This is a genomic window from Ruegeria sp. AE4, assembly GCF_056542185.1.
In genome coordinates this window covers 1-14806 of record NZ_JBQFZK010000026.1, presented here as the reverse complement: position 1 = coordinate 14806, position 14806 = coordinate 1, and the positions used below count along the sequence as shown (strand labels likewise).

Here is a 14806-nt window from a genome sequence, read left to right as displayed (position 1 = left end):
AAACCCTTCCTTTCTGTCAATAATAAATAAGAGTGATTTATTTATTGACTCGAAATTCGAATCTTGTGATGGTTTTCACGTTCGATCGGGCCGGATTTCGCCCGATCAGACGTATGCCCTGACGGGCATTGGGAAAACTGGGAGGACTACCGATGAAACTTGCGAAACTTGCAGGCGCTACGGCGCTGGCGGTTACGGCCATGGCAAGCAGTGCAATGGCCGAAGGTGAAACCGTTTGCCTGATCACCAAGACGGATACCAACCCTTTCTTTGTCAAAATGAGAGAGGGCGCGACAGCCAAAGCCGAAGAGCTTGGCATGACGCTGAAGGCCTTTGCCGGCAAAGTCGACGGCGACCACGAAACTCAGGTTCAGGCCATCGAAACCTGCATACTGGATGGCGCAAAGGGTATCCTGCTGACCGCGTCAGATACGTCGTCTATCGTTCCGGCGGTGCAGCAGGCCCGCGATGCCGGGCTGCTGGTGATTGCGCTGGACACCCCGCTTGAGCCTATCGACTCGGCCGACGCGACCTTTGCCACCGACAATTTCCTTGCGGGGCTTCTGATCGGACAATGGGCAAAAGCCACTCTGGGAGATGCGGCAAACGACGCCAAAATCGCCACGTTGGACCTTGCGGTCAGCCAGCCCACTGTGGATGTGCTTCGCAATCAGGGGTTCCTGCAGGGGTTCGGTGTTGATCTGGCCGATCCGAACGTGATTGGCGATGAAGACGACCCGCGTCTTGTTGGCAGCGATGTCACCGCTGGCAACGAAGAAGGCGGCCGCCGCGCGATGGAGAACCTGCTGGCCAAAGACCCGATGATCAATGTGGTGCATACCATCAACGAACCGGCGGCAGCGGGCGCTTACGAGGCGCTCAAGGCTATCGGGCGCGAAAATGACGTGCTGATCGTTTCCGTCGATGGCGGCTGCCCCGGCGTGCAGAACGTGGCGGACGGGGTCATCGGCGCAACATCCCAGCAATACCCGCTGCTGATGGCATCGCTGGGCGTTGAGGCTGTCAAGAAATGGGCGGACGAAGGGACGAAACCCGAGAACACACCCGGTAAGGACTTTTTTGACACTGGCGTGGCGCTTGTGACGGATAAGGCCGCCGACGGCGTCGAGTCCATCTCGGTTCAGGAAGGCATGGACCTCTGCTGGGGTTAAGCTGAACGTGTGGAAGGCCGCTGCGCGGCCTTCCACTTATCAAAACCACCCACACGCCCGAAACCTTGCTAAAGTCGTCATAAACCTGACGCTTTGGGGGAAGTTCCATGTCCGATTCTTCACGACAAGCCGACGATTTCGAAACCGCCGCAAAGGGCAGCCCAGAGCAAGTTGCCGAATTTGACGATCACCAACGCGGATTTGTCGGAACGGTTCAGCATTTTCTGCATGTGAACCCGTCGCTGGTCCCGCTGATCGTCCTTGTCGCTGCAATCGTCATCTTTGGTGTCTTGCTGGGCCCCAAGTTCTTTTCGCCCTTTGCGCTGACATTGATCCTGCAACAGGTTCAGATCGTCGGGATCGTGGCCGCGGCGCAGAGCCTTGTGATCCTGACCGCAGGCATCGACCTGAGTGTTGGGGCCATCATGGTGATGTCGTCGGTTGTGATGGGGCAATTCACTTTCCGTTATGGAATGCCGCCTTCGGTTGCGATTGTGTGCGGCCTTGCTGTTGGCTCGGCAATCGGGGCCTTGAACGGGTTTCTGGTCAGTCGCATCAAGCTGCCGCCTTTCATCGTCACCCTTGGCATGTGGCAGATCGTTCTTGCGGCGAATTTTCTTTATTCACAAAACGAAACGATCCGGTCGCAGGAGATCGAGGAACACGCCGCCATCCTGCAACTGTTTGGTGCCAAGTTTAACCTGGGCGGGGCGGTGTTTACCGTTGGTGTTGTCTTCATGCTGGCGCTGATCCTCGTCCTTGCATACGCGTTGCGGCACACGGCCTGGGGCAGGCATGTCTATGCCGTCGGGGATGACCCCGAAGCGGCAGAACTGTCTGGTGTCAACGTGCACCGCACGCTGATATCCGTGTACATGCTGTCCGGGCTGATCTGCGCCTTTGCGGGCTGGGCCCTGATTGGCCGGATCGGGTCGGTTTCGCCAACCTCGGGCCAGCTGGCCAATATCGAAAGCATCACGGCGGTCGTGATCGGAGGGATATCGCTGTTTGGCGGTCGCGGGTCTATTCTGGGGTCCCTGTTCGGTGCCCTGATCGTGGGTGTCTTTACGCTTGGGCTGCGGTTGCTGGGCGCAGATGCACAATGGACGTTCCTGCTGATCGGCATCCTTATCATCGCAGCGGTCGCGGTCGACCAGTGGATCAGAAAGGTGGCAGCCTGATGGAACCCATTCTCAAAGGACGGAACCTTGTGAAACGCTATGGCAAGGTGACTGCGCTGGATCACTGCGATTTTGACCTGATGCCGGGTGAGATTCTGGCCGTGATCGGCGACAATGGCGCGGGCAAATCGACGCTGATCAAGGCGGTGTCGGGCGCGGTGGCGCCGGACGAAGGCGAGGTCTGGCTGGAAGGTCAGAAGGTGAATTTCCATTCCCCGATCGACGCGCGTGAAGCCGGTATTGAAACCGTGTACCAGACGCTTGCCATGTCCCCTGCCCTGTCGATTGCGGACAACATGTTCATGGGGCGGGAAATTCGGCGAAAGGGGCCATTGGGATCATGGCTTCGAATGCTGGACCGCCCGGCAATGGAAAAATTCGCCCGCGAAAAGCTGAGCGAATTGGGTCTGATGACGATCCAGAATATCAATCAGGCCGTCGAAACCCTGTCGGGTGGACAACGTCAGGGCGTTGCCGTGGCACGCGCGGCGGCGTTCGGGTCCAAGGTCATCATTCTGGACGAACCGACAGCAGCACTGGGCGTAAAGGAAAGCCGCAGGGTCCTTGAACTGATCCAGGATGTGAAATCACGCGGCATTCCGATCATCCTGATCAGCCACAACATGCCTCATGTTTTCGAAGTCGCAGACCGGATTCACGTGCACAGGCTGGGAAAACGCCTGTGTGTGATTAACCCCAAGGACTATTCGATGTCCGACGCCGTAGCATTCATGACCGGGGCCAAGGACGCACCGCCCGAGGATCAGGCTGCATGACCGGTGGCGGCACCGCCCCTGACGTTCTGGCCGACAGCATCGTCGACGCCGTTGAGGCGCTGCCGCCGGCCCGACACCGGCAACTTGTCGCGATTGCCGGCCCGCCCGGATCCGGGAAAAGCACCGTTGCCAGCCTTGCCACAGCCAAGCTGAACCGGCGCGGTGTGTCAGCAGGGCTTGTGCCAATGGACGGTTTTCACTTTGACAACGCGATCCTGAAAGAACGTGGGCTTTTCCCGCGCAAGGGCGCGCCGGAAACCTTCGATCTTGCCGGGTTTCGTGCCTTGCTTGTGCGTTTGCGCACCGAAGATGAAGTTGCAATTCCGGGCTTCGACCGAAAGCTTGATCTGGCAATCGCTGCCCGATCAATGATCTCGCCTGATCAGCGGGTCGTTCTGGTTGAAGGCAATTACCTTTTGCTGGATGAACCGGGCTGGTCGGGCCTTCACTCCCTATGGGCGCTCAAGGTGTTTCTGGGCGTCGATCTTGCAACACTGGAAACCCGGCTCACCGACCGTTGGGTTGGGTTTGGGCTGGACAAACAGGCCGCAAGAGAGCGGGCGCTTTCAAACGACATTCCGAATGCCGAGCGGGTGATCCGGAACTCGGTACAAGGCGACCTGAACCTGTGACATCTTAGGGCAGGTCAGTCAGAGCGCCCGTGTCACCTGTCTAGTAGGTGGGCGGAACAAGACCGGCCTGAAACCACTTCACGAAAGACACGATAGAAAACACGGGCAGCCCTGTGGCGCGCTGAATATCGGGCGCGTAGGGGCACATATTCGTGCATTCCAGCACGATCGCGCCAAGATCGGTGTGTTCCGATGTCAGGGCCATTGCGGCTTCGACATTGTCTTTGCGGGCCTTTTCCACATCAAGACCAAGCTCATTTCCAAGGATTGCGCGGGTGAACTCCGCCCCGCCTTCGGTTGTGCCGATAGGCGTGTCCAATGGAACATTGGCGGCCAGCAAGTGATCTTGGGTCAGAGTGGAGGCTGATATGGTCAGAACCCCGGCGCGTTTTCCCGCCGGCAGGATGCGGTTGACCATTTCAACCTGCATCAGGGACGATGTGGCCACCGGAACCGGGACCGCCTGGGCCAGCTCTTTTTGGAACAGCGACAGAAACCCGCAATTGGTGGTAATCCCGTCCACACCATCTTTGACAAGCTCCTGCGCCGCGTCGATGAACACGTCGAGCATGCCTTCGGCTTTGTGCCGTACCACCCGATCCGGCGAGGCATCACGCACAATGCGGTAGTGAACCGCAAAGGGCCAGGTCTGCGCGTTGCCCATATCGCCGGGAATGCGGGGAAAGCGGGCATCCAGCATCAGAATGCCGACAGACGCACCGTAGATGGATTTTCCGCCCTGCGCGATCATCCCTCAACCTCCTCGATGATACGGGTCGAAATATCGTCCGACCCTTCCATGTAGATGTTCGAAATCCCGTGACGCACGGCATCCTGCACCTGATCCATACGCTTGGAGATATGTGCAGCCAGAACCCGTGCCGCCTCATCCGCGTTCCGGTCCATCAAAGCCTGCATGACGCGTTTGTGTTCGTCCTTTGAGCGTTGCACGCGGTCCAGGCTCATGGAAATCCAACGGATATAGCGGATACGGTCGTTGATCCGCGTCAGGGTTTGCAACAGTTCCATATTCCCCGACAGCTTCGCGATACCCAAATGAAACGCCTCATCCCGGTTGACGGCTTCTTCGACAGTCAGACCGGTGATGTCGATGCCCGTTGCGTAAAGCTCGTCCCGCAACAGCTGCAGGTCTTCGTCCGATGCCTTGGCACAGGCCGCACGCGCCGCCGCTGTTTCGATGATCTGGCGCAGTTCGAACAGGTCGAACACGCTTTGCGCGTCCAGCGGGCGGCAGAAAAAGCCTTGTCCGGGGCGGAAGTCGAAAAGCCGTTCGGCAACCAGACGGTTCAACGCCTCGCGCAGCGGGGTGCGGCTGACGCCCAGATCCCTGGACAACGCCACTTCGTTCAGGCGGTCGCCGGGGCGCAGGCGAAACGAAACCGCCATCGCCTTGACCTGATCATAGATATCATCGACGCGCGGACCAGCCATTACCCCTGCCCTTCTTCGTTTGAATCACAGGTGCCACACGTTGAGCTTGAAATCAATATACAAAACTGTATACAGTCCTGAGCACAGGTTTGACACAAGGGACTCGCAACCATGACAGGGACAAATTTTCTGACCGGAGCCGAAGCTATGGTGCGTATGCTTGAAGCGCATGGTGTGACGCATATGTTTGGCCTGTGCGGCGATACCACTTTACCCTTTTATGATGCCCTTGCCCGGATGGATCACGGCATTCAGCACATCCTGACACGGGACGAGAGGCACGCGGCCTATATGGCGGATGGCTATGCCCGCGTCACCGGCAAGCCCGGCGTGTGCGAGGGCCCGTCCGGCGGTGGTGCGACCTATATCTTGCCCGGAGTGGTCGAGGCCAACGAAAGCTCGGTTCCGATATTGGCAATCACGTCGGATGTGGCGACGACCAGCCGCGGTAAATACCCGTTGACCGAACTGGATCAGCCTGCGCTGTTCCGGCCTCTGGCCAAATGGAACACATCCCTCGACGACGCAGCGCGGCTTCCGGCCATGGTTCGGGCCGCCTTCAGGGCGATGACGACCGGCACGCCCGGTGCGACGCATCTGGCGCTGCCGTTTGACACGCAGAAGGGGCAGGTAGACGAGGCTGAAATCTGGGCGGATGACAGGCACCGCAGCTATCCCGCTGAACGGGCCGCACCTGACCCGGACGCCATCGAAGCAGCGGCTGCCATTCTTGCAGGGGCCAAATCCGCGGTTGCGGTCTGTGGTGGCGGGCCGGTTTTGTCCCGGGCGACCGATGCGCTGCGCCGGGTTGCAGGCCTGCTGGACATGCCCGTGGCCACGACCGTGTCGGGTCAGGGGTCCATTGCCGAGACCGACCCGCTTGCCCTGGGCGTTGTCGGGTCGAACGGGGGCATCCCGGCAACCCGCGCAGTCGTGGATCAGGCCGATGTCGTTTTGTTCATTGGCTGCCGCGCCGGTTCGGTCACAACGGAACGGTGGCGAAGCCCCGGGCGCAGCACCACGATCATCCATATCGACAGCGATCCGATGGTGATCGGCGCCAATTACCAGACCGAAGTGGCTATCTGCGCTGATGCCCGTCTGGCGCTGGAGGCTTTGGCGCTGGCACTGGAAAACCGGCAGGACCTGACCAGCCAAGGCGGAGCAGCCAAAGCCCGCGCCGCTTGGGAGGCCAAGAGGACCGCGTTCGCCCCGCTGGCCGCAAGTCGCGAGACGCCGATCCGGCCCGAGGCTGTCATGGCGTCCTTGATGGACATTCTGGATGACGACTCGATTGTGGTCGCTGACCCCGGCACCCCCTGCCCCTATTTCAGCGCATATTACCGCTGGCGGAAACCGGGGCGCCAATTTATCACAAACCGGGCACATGGGGCGCTAGGGTATTCGCTGGGCGCGGCCATGGGGGCACATGTCGGGCGGCCATCGGTCAAAACCCTGTCGGTCATGGGCGATGGCTCGTTCGGGTTCACCTGCGGCGAATTTGAAACGATAGTCCGGCACAATATGCCAATCACTTCGATCGTCTTCTCGAACTCGGTCTTCGGATGGATCAAGGCTGGCCAGAATGCGGGATTTGGTCAGCGCTATTACAATGTTGATTTCAACCGGACGGACCACGCCGCTGTTGCGGCCGCCTTTGGCGTCAAATCCTGGACCGTCAAAGACCCAGAGGATCTGACGCGTGTGCTGAAACAGGCGATCGAGCATGACGGCCCAACACTTGTCGACATTCATTCACAACCGCTTCACGAAGCCGCCGCGCCGGTCTCGGAATGGGTCGCGTAAGCGGCAATTGACGGGGTCAACTGGGCCAGAAATTCCTGCGCAATCGTGGACAAAGGGCGTCCCTTTGCCGTGATGATCGCAAGATCCAGCATGACTGGCGGCGCAAATGGGCGGGTCAGGTACCCGCTCTCGCCATCGAAGGTGACGGTAAAGGGGTCGATCATCGCGACCCCCATACCCTGTTTGACAAAACTCAGAAGGTTTTCGGACAGATGGGTGTGTATCTGGGTACGCCATGTGTGGCCGGATGCCTGAAAGATGTCGCGAGTCCGGCGATGGGTCTGGTGTTCCGGCCCCATCACGATGAAGGGTTCGTTTTCCAAAATCTCTGGCGTCAGTACGTCGTGCTCGGCCAAGGGACTGCCCTCAGGAAAAGTCGCGAGCGTTTCAAACTGAAACTCCTGATAGTTCAGTGTGTCATGCAGAATGGGCATCTCGACGATACCGATTTCAAACAGGCCCGAGATGACCCATTCCTGAATCTTGGACGAATATTGCGACTGAAAGCTGACAGACAGGTTCGGGCGCGTTTTGGCAAACCGCGCGATCTCGCGGGGCATAAAACCAAAGGACAACAGGTGCGGCGCGGCAACCTGCAACTGTCCGGGATGTTTGTTCTGCAGATCGGTTACGGCCTGCGCCACGTGGTCCAGCCCACGCACGACCGTGTCGACCTCACGAAATAGCATCTCGGCCTCAGGTGTTGGCAGCAATCGGCCTTTTGTCCGTTCGAACAGAGGCAGACGCGCTTCGCGTTCAAGCTGTGCCAGAAGGTTGCTGATGCCGGGTTGCGATATCCCAAGAACCGAGGCCGCGCCGGTCACAGTTCCGGTTTCCATTATGGCATGAAAAGCCTGAAGTTGGCGAAAGCGCAGGGACAACGATAATCTCATCACTTTTTCTGATGAACTTACGAAAATATAGTATTTGAAATGATAGTCCGGTCAAGGCAGGCTTTCCCCATCGACAGGGGGCGAAATGAGCAATCTGGCACAGAAAATCATCGGTTATGACCTGTGGCATCTTGAACTGCCGGTCACATCCCGCCGGGATCACGGCATCGGATCGGTTGAAGGCGTTTGCGAAGTCGTCATCCTGCGCCTGACATCCGAGGATGGCACCCAAGGGTATGGCGAGGCGTCGCCCTGGTCGGTATTCACCGGAACACCCGAAGCGAGTTTTGCGGCGCTGGACCGTTATCTGCGCCCTCACGTTCTTGGGGCATGCGTTTGGGATCGGGCCGCAATCATGGCACGTGCGGCTTACGCCGTGGCACATTGCACCGAAGCCAAGGCGGCGCTGGAAACCGCGCTGTTGGATTTGGCAGGCCGGATCAGCGGTGTTCCGGTCTGGTCCTTGTTGGGTGGTCGCTTCCGCGACAGCATTCCGCTGAGTTGTTCCATCGCAAACCCCGACTTTGCCCAGGACATCGAATTGTTGGCACGCCTGCGTGAGGATGGTGTTCGGATTGTCAAACTCAAGACCGGGTTCAAGGATCACGCCTTCGACATCATGCGGCTGGAGTACCTTGCCCAGAACTACCCGGAGCTCTCGGTCCGCGTGGACTATAATCAAGGGCTCAGCATTGATGATGCGCCATCGCAGGTGCGGGACGTCGCTCAGTTCAAACCGGATTTCATTGAACAACCTGTCCGCGCCCATCAGTTTGGCATGATGGCAAAGCTGCGGCAGATGACTGATGTTCCCCTTCTGGCCGACGAAAGCGTCTTTGGCCCCGAAGACATGGAGCGCGCAGCCCGCGAAGGGATCTGCGACGGGGTTTCGGTGAAGATCATGAAGTCAGGCGGCCCGACCCGCGGGCAGACAGTTGCGCGCATCGCTGCGGCCCATGGTCTGACGGCCTATGGTGGCGACATGTTCGAGGCTGGCCTGGCCCATTTGGCGGGCACGCACATGATTGCCGCGACACCGGAAATCTCTCTGGGCTGTGAGTTTTATCAGGCGTCCTATTTCCTGAAAGAGGACATTCTGGAGCAGCCATTTCAGGTCAAGGACGGTCAGGTTTGCGTGCCTCAAGGCCCCGGACTTGGCGGCAGACCCGATCTGACCAAACTGAATCATTATGCGGTTGCCAAGGCGGTGACAGAATGACGGAAAAGAAAACCATAGCCATCATAGGGGCCGGAATTGTCGGCGTTTCGACTGCGGTTTGGTTGCAACGGGATGGTCACAATGTGATCCTGATCGACAAGGCAGGCCCTGCCGAAGGTACCTCGCACGGGAATGGCGGGGTTTTGGCCTCGTGTTCTATCGTACCGGTAACAGTCCCCGGATTATTGGGAAAAGCACCGAAGATGCTGCTGAGCCCCTCGCAACCGTTGTTTCTGAAATGGGGGTATTTGCCAAAGCTTCTGCCGTGGCTCTGGAAATACCTCCGCCATGCAAACGCCGCCGACGTCGAGAGGATCGCCGCTGCACTGACATCCATCGTTGGCGACAGTCTGAATGACCACAAGGCGCTGGCGGCCGGAACGGGGGCGGAAAAGTGGCTGGTTCCGTCAGATTACCTGTTTCTTTACAGGGATCGCGCACATTTTGAGGAAGATGCCTTTGGTTGGGAGATCCGGCGCAGGAACGGGTTTCGGTGGGACGAATTGGAAGGTCACGCCTTCCATGAATATGACCCGGTTTACAGTCAGGGCATCGGATTTGCCGCCCGGCTTTCGGATCATGGCCATATCACCGACCCCGGCCGGTACGTGAAAGACCTTGCCGCGCATGTTGAGGCGAACGGAGGTCGCTTCATACGCGCAAATGTCGAAGATGTGGTTCGGGAAAACGGACGTGTCACCGGTGTTCGGGCCGGTGGCGAGACAATTGCTTGTGACGCAGCCGTCGTGACGGCCGGGATCTGGTCGGGCCCATTGGCAAAGCGCTTGGGAGTTTCTGTTCCTCTTGAAAGCGAACGTGGTTATCATCTTGAATTGGTAGAGCCTTCCGCGATGCCGCGCAGCCCGGTTATGGTTGTCTCGGGCAAGTTCGTTGCGACACCGATGGATGGGCGCATACGCTTGGCGGGCATTGTCGAGTTCGGAGGGCTGGATGCGCCGCCCTCGCGCGCACCGTTCGAGTTGATGCGCAAAAATGCCCGGGCGGCGTTCCCGGGCGTGACATGGAAGGAGGAAGTGGAATGGATGGGGCACAGGCCCGCCCCGGCTGACTCGATCCCGGTCATTGGCGATGTGCCCGGTATCAAAGGGGCCTACATGGGCTTTGGGCATCACCATATCGGCCTGACAGGCGGGCCAAAAACCGGGCGCCTTCTGGCGCAGATGATTGCGGGCAGAACGCCAAATGTCGACATGAGCGTCTACGCGCCGTCGCGATACGAAAAATAACAAACAAACCGGTGAAAAACGCCGGTGTTTCCAAATTCAACTGGGAGAAGAATGATGAAGAAACTGACAAACCTACTGGCGGCGACTGCGCTGACTGCCGCCGCCGCTGCACCCGCCATGGCCGAAAAATGGGACATGCCGATGGCCTATGCGGCGTCAAACTTCCACTCGGCCACGGGCGCGGAATTTGCCAAATGCGTCACCACCGGCACTGGTGGTGAGATTGAAATCGTCACGCACCCGTCCGGCTCGCTGTTCAAGGGCGCCGACATCAAACGCGCGATCCAGACAGGGCAAGCCCCGATCGGTGAACGGCTGCTATCCGGGCATCAGAACGAAAACGCATTGTTCGGGTTTGATTCAATCCCGTTTCTAGCAACTTCATTCGACGACAGTGCCAAGCTTTGGGAAGCGGCCAAACCTTCGATCGAACGGGTGCTGGAGGAACAAAACCTGACCCTGCTTTATGCAGTGCCGTGGCCGCCGCAGGGTCTGTATTTCAAAAACGAGGTGAACTCGGTCGCTGAGATGAAAGGCATAAAATTCCGCTCGTACAACAACGCCACTTCGCGGCTGGCCGAGTTGACCGGGATGCTGCCGGTCACCATCGAAGCGGCTGAAATCAGCCAGGCTTTTGCAACCGGGGTCGCGGATTCGATGATATCGTCGGGATCAACCGGATATGACCGCAAGGTTTGGGAAAGCCTGAACTATTTCTACGAGGTCGACGCCTGGCTGCCGCGCAACTATGTGATGGTCAATTCCGACGTCTGGTCTGGTGTATCCGATGCCAACAAGAACGTCATCAAAGGCTGTGCTGAGCTGGCGGAATATGCCGGGAACTGGCGTGCCAAGGAATACACCGGCTTTACCTTGCAAGGCCTGCGGGATGGCGGCATGACCGTTGGCCCGGCATCGGATCAGATGGTGAAGGAATTGAAAGAAATCGGTGTGACCATGACCAATGAATGGCTGGAGGCCGCCGGGGACCAAGGCAAGGCCATCGTCGACGCGTTCCACGCGTCTCAGTGATCCTTACCGGACGGGCGGCGGCATATCCTGCCGCCCGTTTCAAATCCAATCAGAACACAGCGGGGACGGCATGGCGGTTTTGCGAGGGCTTCGGTCCGTATTGGATTTCATTTATCTGGCGGCAGGGGTTCTGGCGGCGCTCAGCCTGATCGCCATATTGCTGCTGATCGTGGTGCAGATGCTGGCCCGCTGGACCGGCGAAGTGTTTCCCGGCGCACCGGATTATGCCGGTTATGCGATGGCTGCCGCCTCTTTTCTGGCGTTTGCCAACGCGCTGAACCGGGGCAGCCATATCCGTGTATCGATCCTGCTGAACGCGGTGCCGGACGGGGTGCGGCGCGTTCTTGAAGTATGGTGTTTTGCCATCGGCACTGCTGTCATGTGGTATTTCTGCTGGTATGCCTATCGCTTTGTCTACTGGAGCTGGAAATTCAACGATGTCAGTCAGGGGCAGGATAGAACCGCCCTTTGGATCCCTCAATCGGCGATGCTGATCGGTGCTGTGATCCTTGCCATCGCCCTGACTGATCATCTGATCCATGTCCTGTTCCGCGGTGAACATCGCATCATCCGCGATCTGGCCGATCAGAGTCACGGAGAGTAAGCGCATGGAAAACCTGGCTGTTATCATCCTCTTCCTCTTTGTGCTTTTTACCCTGTTGGGCACCGGCGTGTGGGTCGGACTGGCCCTGATGGGGGTTGCCTGGGTCGGGATGGAGCTGTTCACGACACGCCCCGTGGGTGACGTGATGATCACGACCATCTGGTCGGCATCGTCCTCGTGGACCCTGACCGCCCTGCCGATGTTCATCTGGATGGGCGAGATCCTGTACCGAACGCGATTGTCCGAGGACATGTTCAAGGGACTGTCGCCCTGGATGGCCCCCCTGCCCGGTGGTCTGGTGCATACGAATATCGTTGGATGTACTGTCTTTGCCGCTGTCTCGGGGTCATCGGCGGCAACCCTGACGACCGTCGGAAAGATGTCGATCCCCGAGTTGCGCAAACGCAATTACCCCGAACGGATGATCATCGGCACGTTGACCGGTGCCGCGACGTTGGGGCTGATGATCCCGCCCTCGCTGACCCTGATTGTGTACGGGGTGACGATCAATGAATCGATCACCAAGCTGTTCTTTGCCGGTATCCTCCCCGGTCTTGTTCTTGCGGCGATGTTCATGGGCTATGTCGCGCTGTATTCCAAGCTGGGAAAGGACTGGAACCCGAATGACGAAAGCAAGCTGAGCTTTTCCGAGAAAGTCAAAAACTCACGCTTTCTGCTGCCTGTGATCCTGCTGATCACAGTTGTCATCGGCTCGATGTATCTGGGCTATGCCACCGCGACCGAAGCCGCGGCTTTCGGCGTGATCGGGGGGCTTTTGCTGGCCGCCGGTCAAGGGTCGCTGACTTGGAAGACCTTTACCGAAAGCCTGATGGGGGCCACGCGCACCAGCGCGATGATCGCCCTGATCCTTGCGGGGGCGGCCTTTTTGTCGCTGTCGATGGGGTTCACCGGCCTGCCGCGCGGACTGGCCGACCTGATCGCAGGATGGGACCTGACTCGGTTCGAGCTGCTGATGGTGTTGCTGGTTTTCTACATCATTCTGGGATGTTTTCTGGACGGGATATCCTCGGTCGTGCTCACCATGGCCGTGGTTGAACCGATGATCCGTGACGCCGGGATCGACCTGATCTGGTTCGGCATCTTCATCGTGGTTGTTGTCGAGATGGCGCAAATCACACCGCCAATCGGGTTCAACCTGTTCGTGATGCAGGGCATGACAAACCACGAGATGAGCTATATCGCACGCGCCGCGATCCCGATGTTCCTGATCATGGTTTTGATGGTTTTCATCCTCATCTGGTTCCCGGATCTGGCGACATGGCTGCCGGAAAATCTGCGCCAAAGCCCGGGCGGGTAGAACGGCCTTGAACCCGCTTCATCTGGTGGCGCGCCATGGCCCTCATGTTCTGATCGCCGGGCTGGCGGCTGGGCTTCTGCTGCCGTCCCTGGCCGAGCCGATGCGAAACCTGCTGCCGCCACTGGTCGTGTTATTGCTGTTTGTTACCGTCCTCAGGATGAACCCGGAAACCATTCTCGGGTCGCTGAATGATCTGCAGAAGGTTGCATTCACAGTCATCGGGTTTCAATTCGTGATGCCGCTGATCGTGCTGGCCATCGGGTTCGCGGGGGGATGGACTGGAACGCCTGTCCTTTTGTCCCTGCTGATCATGGCGGCGGCCCCGTCCATTTCAGGCAGTCCCAATATGTGCCTGATGATGGGCCATCCGCCTGAACACGCGATGCGGCTGATGGTTGTGGGTACGGCGCTGTTGCCGCTGACCGCATTGCCCGTATTTCTGCTCATGCCCGAACTGGGGGATATTAAATCTGTATTGCTGGCCGGGTTGCAATTGCTGCTGACCATCGTACTTGCAACCGGGGCTGCCATTATCACCCGGCGCACAGTTCTGCGCACACCCTCACCCGCGACGCTACTGAATTTGGAAGGCTTGGCGGCACTTACCTTGGCTGTGTTTGTCATCGGGCTGATGCCTTCGGTCAGTGCCACGGCCCTGAACAATCCCGCCATTGCAGCCTTCTGGATCGCGCTCGCCTGTCTGGTCAATTTCGGGGCACAAGCCGTTGCATTTCACCTGAGCCGAAACCGGCTGCCCGCAGACAAATCGACCGCGATATCGATCATCGCGGGAAACCGGAACATCGCCATATTCTTTGTCGCCCTGCCACCCGATGTCACCGCCCCGATCATGGCCTTCATCGGCGCGTATCAGATCCCGATGTACCTGACGCCCATGATCATGCGGCGCCTTTATGGCAAGAACAACTACCCCTCGTAATGGCATCTGCACTTCGAAGCACCTTGCGGGTCTTACGTGCAATCCCGGATCACAAAGTGCTTCGTCGTTTCCTCAATGACTTCCCAATAGCCGCGAAACCCGTTCGGGATCAGAAAACTTGCCCCGTCGCGAAAATCCTGTCGGGTACCGTCTTCGTGGATCAAAGCGCAATGGCCTTTGACAATATAGCAATATTCGTCCTTATCCGTGAACGCATGCCATTTTCCGGGCGTCGAGGTCCATGTGCCCGCCGACAATTTGCCGTCCGGACTGGTAAAATGCATCCCGATCTGGTGATGCGGGTCGCCGTCGACAACGCGGCCCGGAAGATCGGCCAGGCGCCGTTCGCTGCGTGTTGCGGGCGCACCGAAGAGATTGAGAACCTGAGATGTCATGACATCATACCCTCCTGCTGAGCGTGTGTTTCAAAACAGCACGACCCTCCCTCTGCGCGTTGATGGCCCCTTTTGTGATGCGGGGGTCGTTGCCTTCGCTGAGGGCGATTATGGGACGGGTGGCCGGAGCGTTTTGCCG

At 58.6% G+C, this 14806-nt stretch carries 15 protein-coding genes; 11 read left to right on the top strand and 4 right to left on the bottom strand.

Annotated features, from left to right (window positions below; all coding sequences use genetic code 11):
* The first annotated feature begins 152 nt into the window (after positions 1-152).
* From ACR0EK_RS19325 to ACR0EK_RS19310, 4 genes are all read left to right on the top strand, one after another.
* Entirely contained in the window at positions 153-1172 is a 1020-nt protein-coding gene (locus ACR0EK_RS19325; RefSeq protein ID WP_480489243.1) for a substrate-binding domain-containing protein, read from the top strand.
* A 107-nt stretch (positions 1173-1279) separates the two neighbouring features.
* Positions 1280-2353 carry an ABC transporter permease gene (locus ACR0EK_RS19320; RefSeq protein WP_480489245.1) on the top strand — a complete coding sequence of 358 codons (1074 nt, stop codon included), beginning with the start codon at positions 1280-1282 and terminating at the stop codon, positions 2351-2353.
* Entirely contained in the window at positions 2353-3129 is a 777-nt protein-coding gene (locus ACR0EK_RS19315; protein ID WP_480968050.1) for an ATP-binding cassette domain-containing protein, read from the top strand. The genes ACR0EK_RS19320 and ACR0EK_RS19315 overlap by 1 nt, the downstream gene beginning before the upstream one ends.
* The gene (locus tag ACR0EK_RS19310) at positions 3126-3761 is read left to right on the top strand and encodes a nucleoside/nucleotide kinase family protein (RefSeq protein WP_480968049.1); all 636 of its coding nucleotides are present in this window, start codon (positions 3126-3128) and stop codon (positions 3759-3761) included. The genes ACR0EK_RS19315 and ACR0EK_RS19310 overlap by 4 nt, the downstream gene beginning before the upstream one ends.
* Positions 3762-3801: 40 nt before the next feature.
* Here the strand turns inward: ACR0EK_RS19310 and ACR0EK_RS19305 are convergent, their stop codons facing one another.
* Together ACR0EK_RS19305 and ACR0EK_RS19300 are read right to left on the bottom strand one after the other, a co-directional pair.
* Positions 3802-4512 (bottom strand): aspartate/glutamate racemase family protein, encoded by a 711-nt coding sequence (locus tag ACR0EK_RS19305; protein WP_480901063.1) that lies wholly within the window; start codon positions 4510-4512, stop codon positions 3802-3804.
* Complete coding sequence (locus tag ACR0EK_RS19300) at positions 4509-5213, bottom strand: GntR family transcriptional regulator (RefSeq protein ID WP_267365469.1); 705 nt, start codon at positions 5211-5213, stop codon at positions 4509-4511. The genes ACR0EK_RS19305 and ACR0EK_RS19300 overlap by 4 nt, the downstream gene beginning before the upstream one ends.
* 111 nt (positions 5214-5324) lie before the next feature.
* Between ACR0EK_RS19300 and ACR0EK_RS19295 the strand changes: the two genes are divergently transcribed.
* Positions 5325-7019: a thiamine pyrophosphate-binding protein gene (locus ACR0EK_RS19295; RefSeq protein WP_480901062.1), complete on the top strand. Its 1695-nt coding sequence runs from the start codon at positions 5325-5327 to the stop codon at positions 7017-7019.
* On the opposite strand, the gene ACR0EK_RS19290 is transcribed toward ACR0EK_RS19295, so the two are convergent.
* Positions 6980-7900, bottom strand: coding sequence for a LysR family transcriptional regulator (locus ACR0EK_RS19290; RefSeq protein WP_480901072.1), 921 nt, complete (start codon positions 7898-7900; stop codon positions 6980-6982). The two genes, ACR0EK_RS19295 and ACR0EK_RS19290, sit on opposite strands and share 40 nt — an antisense overlap.
* 97 nt (positions 7901-7997) lie before the next feature.
* On the opposite strand from ACR0EK_RS19290, the gene ACR0EK_RS19285 reads away from it, so the two are divergent.
* The 6 genes from ACR0EK_RS19285 to ACR0EK_RS19260 all read left to right on the top strand — a co-directional run bounded on the left by ACR0EK_RS19285 (position 7998) and on the right by ACR0EK_RS19260 (position 14272).
* Positions 7998-9131, top strand: coding sequence for an enolase C-terminal domain-like protein (locus tag ACR0EK_RS19285; RefSeq protein ID WP_480901060.1), 1134 nt, complete (start codon positions 7998-8000; stop codon positions 9129-9131).
* Entirely contained in the window at positions 9128-10378 is a 1251-nt protein-coding gene (locus ACR0EK_RS19280; protein WP_480901059.1) for an NAD(P)/FAD-dependent oxidoreductase, read from the top strand. Before ACR0EK_RS19285 ends, ACR0EK_RS19280 begins: the two co-directional genes overlap by 4 nt.
* A gap of 54 nt (positions 10379-10432) precedes the next feature.
* Positions 10433-11410 carry a TRAP transporter substrate-binding protein gene (locus ACR0EK_RS19275; RefSeq protein WP_480968048.1) on the top strand — a complete coding sequence of 326 codons (978 nt, stop codon included), beginning with the start codon at positions 10433-10435 and terminating at the stop codon, positions 11408-11410.
* A gap of 70 nt (positions 11411-11480) precedes the next feature.
* Positions 11481-12014, top strand: coding sequence for a TRAP transporter small permease (locus ACR0EK_RS19270; protein ID WP_209508234.1), 534 nt, complete (start codon positions 11481-11483; stop codon positions 12012-12014).
* Between the two features lie 4 nt (positions 12015-12018).
* Complete coding sequence (locus ACR0EK_RS19265) at positions 12019-13332, top strand: TRAP transporter large permease (RefSeq protein WP_480489259.1); 1314 nt, start codon at positions 12019-12021, stop codon at positions 13330-13332.
* Positions 13333-13339: 7 nt separating this feature from the next.
* Positions 13340-14272 (top strand): hypothetical protein, encoded by a 933-nt coding sequence (locus tag ACR0EK_RS19260; RefSeq protein WP_480968047.1) that lies wholly within the window; start codon positions 13340-13342, stop codon positions 14270-14272.
* 32 nt (positions 14273-14304) lie between these two features.
* Here ACR0EK_RS19260 and ACR0EK_RS19255 read toward each other — a convergent pair whose 3' ends face one another.
* Positions 14305-14667: a cupin domain-containing protein gene (locus ACR0EK_RS19255; RefSeq protein WP_480968046.1), complete on the bottom strand. Its 363-nt coding sequence runs from the start codon at positions 14665-14667 to the stop codon at positions 14305-14307.
* Positions 14668-14806 lie beyond the last annotated feature (139 nt).

Coding starts and splice junctions, on each gene's coding strand:
- ACR0EK_RS19325 (WP_480489243.1), top strand. CDS start 153: ATGAAACTTGCGAAACTTGCAGGCGCTACGGCGCTGGCGGTTACGGCC.
- ACR0EK_RS19320 (WP_480489245.1), top strand. CDS start 1,280: ATGTCCGATTCTTCACGACAAGCCGACGATTTCGAAACCGCCGCAAAG.
- ACR0EK_RS19315 (WP_480968050.1), top strand. CDS start 2,353: ATGGAACCCATTCTCAAAGGACGGAACCTTGTGAAACGCTATGGCAAG.
- ACR0EK_RS19310 (WP_480968049.1), top strand. CDS start 3,126: ATGACCGGTGGCGGCACCGCCCCTGACGTTCTGGCCGACAGCATCGTC.
- ACR0EK_RS19305 (WP_480901063.1), bottom strand. CDS start 4,512: ATGATCGCGCAGGGCGGAAAATCCATCTACGGTGCGTCTGTCGGCATT.
- ACR0EK_RS19300 (WP_267365469.1), bottom strand. CDS start 5,213: ATGGCTGGTCCGCGCGTCGATGATATCTATGATCAGGTCAAGGCGATG.
- ACR0EK_RS19295 (WP_480901062.1), top strand. CDS start 5,325: ATGACAGGGACAAATTTTCTGACCGGAGCCGAAGCTATGGTGCGTATG.
- ACR0EK_RS19285 (WP_480901060.1), top strand. CDS start 7,998: ATGAGCAATCTGGCACAGAAAATCATCGGTTATGACCTGTGGCATCTT.
- ACR0EK_RS19280 (WP_480901059.1), top strand. CDS start 9,128: ATGACGGAAAAGAAAACCATAGCCATCATAGGGGCCGGAATTGTCGGC.
- ACR0EK_RS19275 (WP_480968048.1), top strand. CDS start 10,433: ATGAAGAAACTGACAAACCTACTGGCGGCGACTGCGCTGACTGCCGCC.
- ACR0EK_RS19270 (WP_209508234.1), top strand. CDS start 11,481: ATGGCGGTTTTGCGAGGGCTTCGGTCCGTATTGGATTTCATTTATCTG.
- ACR0EK_RS19265 (WP_480489259.1), top strand. CDS start 12,019: ATGGAAAACCTGGCTGTTATCATCCTCTTCCTCTTTGTGCTTTTTACC.
- ACR0EK_RS19255 (WP_480968046.1), bottom strand. CDS start 14,667: ATGACATCTCAGGTTCTCAATCTCTTCGGTGCGCCCGCAACACGCAGC.